Genomic DNA, 9,442 nt, shown 5'->3' with positions numbered 1-9,442 from the left:
TGAACCGGTGTACTACAGCGCCGGCTACACCGACGGGAAGGAGAGCCAGAAGCCCTACAACATTTCCCGGCTGTTCTACCTCATTGTCAAAAATCTGAAGTCCCAGAAGGCGATAATGGTAGCTCTCAAGAAATCCCGGGACCGCACCAATTTCGAAAGAGATGACAACAATGACGGCGGGGCCGGCTACAGGGAGAAGACTAAATCCAGCCTGAAGGATAAGCTCCGTGATGTTGTGGAATATGCCTGTGAAAAGATCCGTGATACCTTTACCGCTGTTACCACCACTGTTTCTGACGTCTGTTCCTCGATAGGAAGCTTTTTCAGCAGCTTGTGGTAAAAGTGCCGGCGGAGACAAGCTGAAGCCCTCCCGGCAAACGACCGGTTAAACATCCGGCGTTCACCGGGTTATCGGTCTTAATCAGCGCGACATGGCCATGAAATTTCACCGGGATTTCCGTCAGGGCTCTGTTTTTTAATTCGGGATCCTGCCGTCACTTCTGCCGGCGGGCATGAAGTAAGATTTTACTTGTTATTCGGACAAACCTGTTCAGCAAAAGATAAAGGAGTTTTCCATGAGCGATTGCATTCTTCTCTCGGTGTCAGGACAGACCCCGCAGATCATTACCGAAACTCTGTGCAGCCTGAGAATGGCAGAGCGTACCGTCCGGGATATTTACGTGGTTACCACCCGCCCGGGCAAGGAGAACATTGAGAGGATGCTTCTGGGGATCAACCGGAAAACCGGCGAACGAGGGAATGACATCTTTATTGAAATGAGCCGGGAATACGGCTGGCCGGATCTTACGCTGAAGGAGGAGAACATTCTGGTATTCCGGGACAGCCAGAATCATGAGCTGGAGGATATCAGAACCGATCAGGATGAAGGGATTGCCGCAGACTTCCTCTTCAAAACCCTGCGGGATCTCATTGAGAAATTTCCGGAAACTCCTGTGGTGGCATCTATTGCCGGCGGCCGGAAAACCATGTCCTACCTGATGGGTTCCGTAATGTCCATACTGGGGCGCCGGGATGACGAGCTTACCCATGTGCTGGTGGATCCCCGCTACGAAGCAATCGATGCCGTGAAATCCGGGGGACAGTTCTTTTATCGCTGCAAAAACAGCCGGAAGTTTTATACCAGATCCGGAGAGGAGCTGGACGGCGCCACAGCCGAGGTGGAGCTTTCCTCTATTCCCTTCATAAGAATGGGACACTTTTTGAAGGACAGCAAGCAGTGGGGCAAGCTCATGGCTTCCGGGAACCGGGACAACATTTACTCCGAGGCCATAAACTACATTAACAGCGAAATGACCGTAAGCCCCGAGGATGTTTATGTCACTCTGGACTGGCAGGATGCCGCTCTGGACATTGAAGTCCGCAAGGATATCCGTCCTGCCCGCTATCGGGCGGAGCTTACGCCGATCCAGTTTGCCTTCTATGCCCTGATCCTCTGTTACCGGAAAAAACTCGCCGAGGTTTTCGGGGACAACGGGAGATTGCTGGCGGAATCGGGCAATCTTCCCACTCCGCCGAATAAGCAAATGCTGCTTCTCGATATTGGAAAAGAGCTGAAAACGCTTTTTCAGAACTGGCTGTATCTGTTTTCCCTGCTGCCGGCGGATCCCTTCACAGATACCGGGAAATACTGCAGATCGAAGATGCAGCTTGATGTTGACAAAGTCATAAACGGGGTTAACCGGAATTTTGCTTCCGGTAAGAAGGAACAGGATGCCTATACTCTGGAAGAGCCGATTGACACAATTGCCTGCGATGAACCGCTGTGGGGTGCTTTTGAAGGAAGTTATGATGCAGTGTATTACGCCTGGGAACACTACAAAAACGAAGCTGCATTAAATCACAGAATGCGCAAGGGGATCGGCCAGGTATTAGGTGACAGAAAATCGGAGCAGTTCGATCACACCATGGATTCCTTCTTTGTGGCGCAGTACAACCTGTGGCGCAAGATGGTGACTGGCATCAATGCGGCTGTTCAGAACAGCGGCTGCCCGGAAGCCGTGTCAGCCCTGGTTTCTGTTTCCGAAAAGGCCAGCTGCTACGTTATCGGGCGTTTCGAAAAGACAAAATTCTCTTTTGAATCAGGCCTCCGGGATGACCAGTTCAATATGGGGGAAATAAATCCTGTCCAATTCATAAAATTTGAGGCCTGAGACTGGAAGGTGGCGGCAGCGCGCAGGATCTTCAGGGATTTCCCGATTCTCTGACTGCGCGGTGTTTTGAAGGCCTTTCGGGATTATCAGGATGCGGGCAGGCATGCGATCATGCTTTTGAAGCCGGAATCACAACGTAAGTCCTGTCATGATAAAGCAGCTTTCTCAGATCTGCTCCTGAAAGTCACGTGCGGGACAATCAATTTCTCATAATCGCAGCAGGCCTTATCCTTGATTACAGTTTGATACGCAGAGCAGGGCGGATTGAGCCGTGAACACCGCTGACATCATGTCCGATCAATCCAAGATCTCCTCCTGTCCGCGCGCGGGTTATGCGATTCAAACTTCGGTCCGGAGAACGCAGCCGCCAGTAACAGAAATCATTGGCGGTATGGAATCCCTTTTCTACTGCATAATTTGTTGCCTGACCTCCGAGATACTGAGGCAAAATCCTTTTCCGGATTCATCCCGGCTATCACCTTTCAGCATACCCCGATATTTGCACGTGGCGTGGTACGTATTCACCTGATTCACCAGTGATCTTGTCAAGAATTCCTGAAACCTTAAAATGATGGTTAAGACCTGATACGGAATATGTAAACCGATACTGTCAAATCGAAAGCGGGAGAATCTTCATGAAAGAAGAATGTTTAATCTGCAAAGCCCCGTTGGAATATCTTGAAACGGATGTTCTCATGGAGTGCGAGATCTGCCATAAGAAGGAAAACAGTAAGACAAGATGCGCAAACGGGCACTATGTGTGTAATGATTGCCATATGCGAGGCCTTGATTCCATTGCTGGATTATGCTTGCAGGAGACTTCATCGAATCCGATAGCCATTATTGAAAAAATGATGGTTTTGCCGTTCTGTCATATGCATGGTCCGGAACACCATGTCATGGTCGGATCTGCATTGCTGACTGCATATAAGAACGCAGGCGGTGACATAGACCTTTCACGATGCTTGATTGAAATGATGAATCGCGGAAAAAGCGTTCCCGGCGGCGCCTGCGGGTTCTGGGGAGCATGCGGAGCAGGGATTAGTTCCGGGATGTTCATTTCCATTATCTCGAAGTCCACCCCCTTGGAAAATGAGCCGTTTGCGCTGTCACACAAGATGACGGCTAAATCACTTGGACAAATTGGCGAGATTGGCGGCCCGCGCTGCTGCAAGAGAGATTCATTCCTGGCTATCCTTGCTGCTATAGATTTTGTAAAAGATCACTTTGGCATTGAGATGGAAAAAACAGAAGCTGTGTGCCGTTTCTCAGCTAAAAACAAGCAGTGCATCGGCAAACGCTGTCCCTTTTTCAAAGCGAACCATTGACTCAAATTCCTGTTCCCCGGCGCATTTCCCTGCGCGTGAAAAAAATAGCGGCAATGTTTTTTCGCAAAGGGAATGCCGGCCTATGTCTGCGCATAAGCATACCCCGGGCCGCGTCGGCTTGTCGAAACAGTACAGAGACAAGGTGTGCAGGGCGAACAAAGATCCTTTCAAATAATGCTTCAGAGAGTCCGAGCCGGTAGCGACGCCGGATTTGCCGAACCGTCTTCTGAGCGGTTGCTTCACTCAGCTTTGAGGCGGCTAGGGATATGCCATTTCCTGACAGACCTCCCGCTGAGATTATTCATTCCGAAATCATTCCTGATAGTCTGTAAAACTTTGAAAAACATTTAACGGGCCCGATAGTCTATAATAGCCGCTGAATTACTATCCAAACGGGGTTCAAGAATTTCTATGAAAAAGCTCATTGTGCTCATTCTGCTGATCGCGCTGGCCGGAGGCTGGTTTTACTTCAGCAAGGGCGAAGAAAAGAAGCTGCGTTTTATGACCATAAAGCCGTCCCGCGGCGATGTTGTGGAAACGGTTATGGCCACCGGCACGCTGGTGGGGCTTAATGAGGTCAGCGTCGGCGCTCAGGTGAACGGTCAGCTGGAGAAGCTTTATGTGAAACTGGGGGATCGGGTAAAGAAGGGAGACAGGATCGCCGACATCGAGCAGCGCACCCAGCTTAATGCGGTAAAGATGGCCGAGGCCGAACTCAAAATCGCCGAGTCTTCTCTTAAAGAAAAGCAGGCTCTCCTGAAAAAGCAGGAATCCGAGTATAACCGCCAGAAGAAGATGCGGGCCGGCAATGCCACCTCCGATGCGGATCTGGAATCAGCCGAGGCCGATCTTCTTTCCACCAGAGCCGCCATTGAATCCTCACAGGCTCAGATTGAAAAGTGCAAGGTCAATGTGGATACCGCAAAAACCAACCTGGGCTATACCAAAATCGTGGCTCCCATGGACGGCGTGGTTATCGGCGTAGTCACCGAGGAAGGCCAGACCGTGGTTTCCGCGCAGTCCGCGCCTACCATTGTCAAGCTGGCCGATCTGGACACCATGACCGTGGAGGCCGAGGTATCCGAAGCCGACGTGGTGAGGGTCAAGCCGGGCATGCGTTCCTTTTTCACCATTCTCGGTCTTCCGGATCAGAAGTTTGATGCCGATCTGAGACAGGTGGAGCCGGCTCCCAAGTCCGAAAGCCAGAGCACCAGCTCTTCAGCCACCAGCTCCAGCAGCCAGGCCATTTACTACAACGCTCTTCTTGACGTTAAAAATCCTGACGGCGTGCTCAGAAAATCCATGACCGCCGAGGTAACCATCGTGCTGGGGGAAAGCAAGGACGTTATCACCCTCCCCATTGTGGCTCTGAGAAAGAAGGTGGCGGAGAACGTCTTCATGGTTCATGTGCTCAGAAACAACAAGCCGGAGCCGGTTAAGGTTACCGTAGGGCGCAAGGACAACATCAATTACGAGATCGTTTCCGGTCTTTCCGAAAACGACGAGGTGATCATCGGCAACGATGCGAATTCCGCCGAAGCCGCCGCCATGGAAGCTCATGACAAGAAGCGCCGCCGCGGGCCTCCCCGCATGTAGTCTGAAGCAGGACGTGTTAACCCTGATAACCTGAATACTGGCGAGGATAACAATGACAGATGTAAACAGTTCCGCTCAAGGCGCGGACACCGCTCTTGACCCTGCTTCCGGGACTCCCCCTCAGGGATCCCGGGAGGACATGGCCGGCGCTCCGGAGAGACCTCTTCTGGAGGTGAAGGACATCCGCCGCAGCTTCGGCCTGGGAGGCTCGGAGTCCGTGGAGATCCTGCACGGCATCAATCTTAAAATCTACCAGGGGGAGATGGTGGCCATTATCGGCCAGTCCGGATCCGGCAAATCCACCCTGATGAACATTCTGGGGTGTCTCGACAAGCCCACCTCCGGGGAATACCGCATTTCCGGCGTGGAGACCAGTCAGCTGGACGCCGACGAGCTGGCCCGGCTCCGGAGAGAGTACTTTGGCTTTATTTTTCAGAGATACCACCTTCTGGGACATCTCCGCGCTAATGAGAATGTGGAGATTCCGGCTATATACGCCGGCATCAAAAGCGGCCGCCGGACTGCCCGAGCCGATGAACTCTTAAACAGGCTGGGACTGGGAGATCGTTCCTCCCACCGGCCGGGAGAGCTTTCCGGCGGCCAGCAGCAGCGGGTGAGTATTGCCCGGGCTCTTATGAACGGCGGTCAGGTGATTCTGGCGGACGAACCCACCGGAGCTCTGGATTCCCGGAGCGGCGCCGAGGTTATGGAGATCCTGGAGGAGCTCCACCGGCAGGGCCATACGGTGATTCTGGTTACGCACGATGCCAAGATCGCCGCTCATGCCGGCCGCATCATCGAGATTAAGGACGGCAACATCATTGCCGACCGGGTTAACGAAGGCAAGGCCGTAACCAGAAATCCGCTGTCAGATGCCGACACCGTGAAGCTGAATCCGCATTTTCTGGCGCAGTTCCGCTCCTATGTGGACAGATTCCGGGAAGCCTTTAAAATGGCGGCCATTGCCATGATCTCCCACAAGATGCGCACCCTCCTGACCATGCTGGGCATTATTATCGGCATTATGGCGGTGGTCAGCGTGGTGGCTCTGGGGCAGGGCGCCAGTCAGAAGGTCATCAATGACATCAGCGCCATCGGCACCAACACCATTTCCGTTTATCCCGGCAAGGACTTCGGCGATATCCGTTCCGGAAAGGTGCAGACCCTGACGGTGCAGGACATGCAGGCCCTGGACAGACAGGTGTTTACCGATGCCATAACTCCGGATCGCAGCAGCTCTCTTTTGAGTCAGTACCGCAGCGTTTCCATCAATGCCACGGTGCACGGCGTCAGCGAGCAGTTCTTCCGGGTTAAGGGCTACGATGTGGCATCCGGGAGACTGTTCGGCCGGGGAGACGTGAAGGAGCTGAGTCAGGTGGCGGTAATTGACGACAAGGCCGCGGAACGCTTCTTCGGCGAAGAGGATCCCATCGGCAAGGTGATTATTTTCGGGAAGCTGCCCTGTCAGATCATCGGAGTTTTGAAGCCGTCGGAGTCCCCCTTCGGGAATGAGAATGCCGTGCATGCCTACATTCCCTATACCACCATGATGTCCAAGGTAGTGCATGAACGCTTCCTGGGATCCATTACCATCAGAGTGCGGGAGGGCATGTCCAACGCCGTGGCTCAGGAATCCATTGAGCACCTTCTGGAGATGCGGCACGGGTCAAAGGACTTCTTCACCAACAGCTCTGACACCATTATGAAGACCATCACCAAAACCACGGACACCTTTACCTACCTTATCAGCGCCATTGCGGTGATTTCACTGATAGTGGGCGGCATCGGCGTAATGAACATCATGCTGGTGTCCGTGACCGAGCGCACCAAGGAGATCGGCATCCGCATGGCGGTGGGAGCCCGGCAGAGCGACATTCTGCAGCAGTTCCTCATTGAGGCGGTGCTGGTCTGTCTTCTGGGCGGCACCCTGGGAGTCATGTGCTCCTATGGGGTGGGCTATGTGTTCAGTCTGTTTGTGCAGGCCATCAGCATGCAGTTTTCCACCACCTCAATCATCGCCGCAGTGGTATGCTCCTCGCTTATCGGGGTGATATTCGGGTACATCCCGGCCCGCAATGCCGCAAGATTAAATCCGATAGACGCGCTGGCCCGGGAATAAGGAGATTCTTTTTATGAAGATTTTTACGGAAGCTCTTCTGGCATCCTTTATCGCCGCTGCCGTTTCCGGATGCACGGCCCTGCATTCCTCCTATGAGCGGCCGGAGCTTACGGAATACGCTTTTACTCATGGCGGACAGCCGGCCGGCGCGGAAAAGGGCGAGATTAACCCGGATTTCTGGCTTGCCTTTAACGATCCATATCTGACCGCTCTTACTGAAGAAGCGCTGGCAGCCCGGAACGACTACCGGCAGGCAGTGCTGACGGCCAGGAAAGCTCTCAAGGAAGCCGAGATCACCGATACCAATATGATTCCCACCGTGGATGCCTCTCTGGGATCGGGAGCCTCCCGGCCTCTCAGGCACGGCAGCCACTCCTCCCTTTACGGCAAATCCGGCATCAGCGTCAGCTATGAGGCGGATCTTTTCGGGAGACTTTCCGCGGAGAGAAAGGCTCAGGCTCTTTCCGCCGAAGCAGCTCTTCAGGATGCCCGGGCCGCCCGGCTCAGCATCGCCGGCACGGTGGCCAAGCTGTACTGGTCCCTCTTGTATTACCAGGATGCGATTAAGCTCTACCGGGAGAATCTGGAATCCTCCATGGCCCGGATGAAGCTCATGCAGCTCCGGTATGACAGCGGCAAGATCAGCGAGCTGGATCTCAGCGAATCCCGGGTGGAGGTGGTTACCATGCTGAGTCAGATCCAGGACAACGAGACCAAGCTCCGCAACACCATCAGTGCCATTAACGTGCTCAGAAACCGGGTGCCGGACACTCCGGTGGAAAACCGCGGCACTCTTGAGGACGTTTTTCTGCCCGAGATTAATCCGGGACTTTCCGGCGACGTGCTCCGCTTCCGTCCGGACATGGCGGCTCAGGAGGCCCGGCTGAGGGCTGCGCTGGCTTCCAAGGACAAGGCCCGGCTGGATATGTATCCCCGGCTCTCGCTGACTCTGGGAGTTTCCGCCGGCGGCAGCACCAACATTGTGGATTTTTTCCGGAATCCGGCAGGATCCATAGCCGGCATGCTGGCCTTCCCGTTCCTGAACTATTATCAGAACAGCCTCCGGGTGGATCTGGCCGAGCTCAGCCGGGACTCCGCCGAGGTGAGCTTTGTGTACAAGTACTACAATGCTCTTTCCGAGGTGCAGCAGGCCCTGAACAATGCCGCCTGGTTCCGGCAGCAGCAGGAGTATGAGAAGATGCAGCTGGATCTCCGCCGGAAAAACGAGGAAATGTACCAGACCCGCTATGCCAACGGCAAGGTATCCTTCAAGGATCTGCTGGAAGCCCGGGTAGCCCGGCGAAACACGGAGCTGGCTCTTTTGAGCAACAAGGAAAGCATTTTGAACAGTCTTAAGGATCTGGCCATGACCATGGGCGGGTTCTGATCCACGAACTCAGCATTCCGTTCGGGAAGTTTTAGAAAGTCTCTGCGCCGCGCGAACGCAGGGACTTTTTTGTTTCTGCTCTGAGGCTCCGGACTGTCAGCTTCTCTCTGCTGTGTAATTCACGATTTTGCTGCTATTTTCTGATTTTGTTTAAGGGATTAATGGTATCATTAAAATACGGAATAAAGATAATGGAATGGTGCTGGCATAGATCCGGGTTAGGGCTGCAGGTTCAAAAAAAATACTCCGCAGGGCTTATAATCGGAAGGCGGAGGTTTTCGCGCTGCTGGCTGATTCGGAATGGCTGTTAAGATGGCTGATAAATTGCGGGATGGGTATGAAGCTGCTTCCTGAAGGCGTTAGTAAATTCACAGAGATCATTGATAACGATCTCTATTTTGTGGATAAAACACCATATATTGCGGAGTTTGAGAAAAGGAAAAAATTCTTTTTGTTTTTCGTACGGCCGCGGCTATTTGGCAAAAGCGTCTTTCTGAACATGCTGGAGACCTATTACGATATTGCCCGGAAGGCTCAGTTTGAACACTATTTCGGGAATACCTGGATTTACCGTCATGTGACGCCGGAGCAGGGGAAATACCAGGTTATTTACCTGGATTTCTCAATCATATCGTCAGATATGGCAAATATTAAGAGCAAATTTAATCTTATGATTGGCTATCAGATCACTGAATGCGCCAAAAAGTACCGTGACTTGTACGATGATGATTTTATAGCTGACATAGAAGGCATTTCCACAGCCAAAAACAAACTTGACCATTTTTGCGCCATAGCCAGTGAAAAGGGCTATCCGGTTTATCTTTTTATTGATGAGTACGAT

Annotated in this window: 7 protein-coding genes; all 7 read left to right on the top strand. The window is 52.9% G+C overall.

Features of this window, described 5'->3' with window-relative positions:
• The coding region (locus tag ACJROR_RS10420) for a hypothetical protein (protein WP_406546995.1) at positions 1-340 on the top strand (340 nt) is incomplete at its 5' end.
• A 235-nt stretch (positions 341-575) separates the two neighbouring features.
• A complete protein-coding gene (gene csm6, locus ACJROR_RS10415) occupies positions 576-2,171 on the top strand; it encodes a CRISPR-associated ring nuclease Csm6 (protein WP_406546994.1) in 1,596 nt (531 codons plus the stop codon).
• A 635-nt stretch (positions 2,172-2,806) separates the two neighbouring features.
• Entirely contained in the window at positions 2,807-3,499 is a 693-nt protein-coding gene (locus tag ACJROR_RS10410) for a DUF5714 domain-containing protein (RefSeq protein WP_406546993.1), read from the top strand.
• Between the two features lie 411 nt (positions 3,500-3,910).
• Positions 3,911-5,095, top strand: coding sequence for an efflux RND transporter periplasmic adaptor subunit (locus tag ACJROR_RS10405; RefSeq protein WP_406546992.1), 1,185 nt, complete (start codon positions 3,911-3,913; stop codon positions 5,093-5,095).
• Between the two features lie 139 nt (positions 5,096-5,234).
• Positions 5,235-7,214 (top strand): MacB family efflux pump subunit, encoded by a 1,980-nt coding sequence (locus tag ACJROR_RS10400; RefSeq protein WP_406546996.1) that lies wholly within the window; start codon positions 5,235-5,237, stop codon positions 7,212-7,214.
• A 13-nt stretch (positions 7,215-7,227) separates the two neighbouring features.
• Positions 7,228-8,601, top strand: coding sequence for a TolC family protein (locus tag ACJROR_RS10395; protein ID WP_406546991.1), 1,374 nt, complete (start codon positions 7,228-7,230; stop codon positions 8,599-8,601).
• Positions 8,602-8,938: 337 nt separating this feature from the next.
• On the top strand, positions 8,939-9,442 hold a 504-nt coding region (locus ACJROR_RS10390; RefSeq protein ID WP_406546990.1), incomplete at its 3' end, for an AAA family ATPase.

It is taken from the genome of Succinimonas sp. (assembly GCF_045225735.1).
Lineage (GTDB): Bacteria > Pseudomonadota > Gammaproteobacteria > Enterobacterales > Succinivibrionaceae > Succinimonas.
This window is presented reverse-complemented; position numbering and strand designations above follow the sequence as displayed.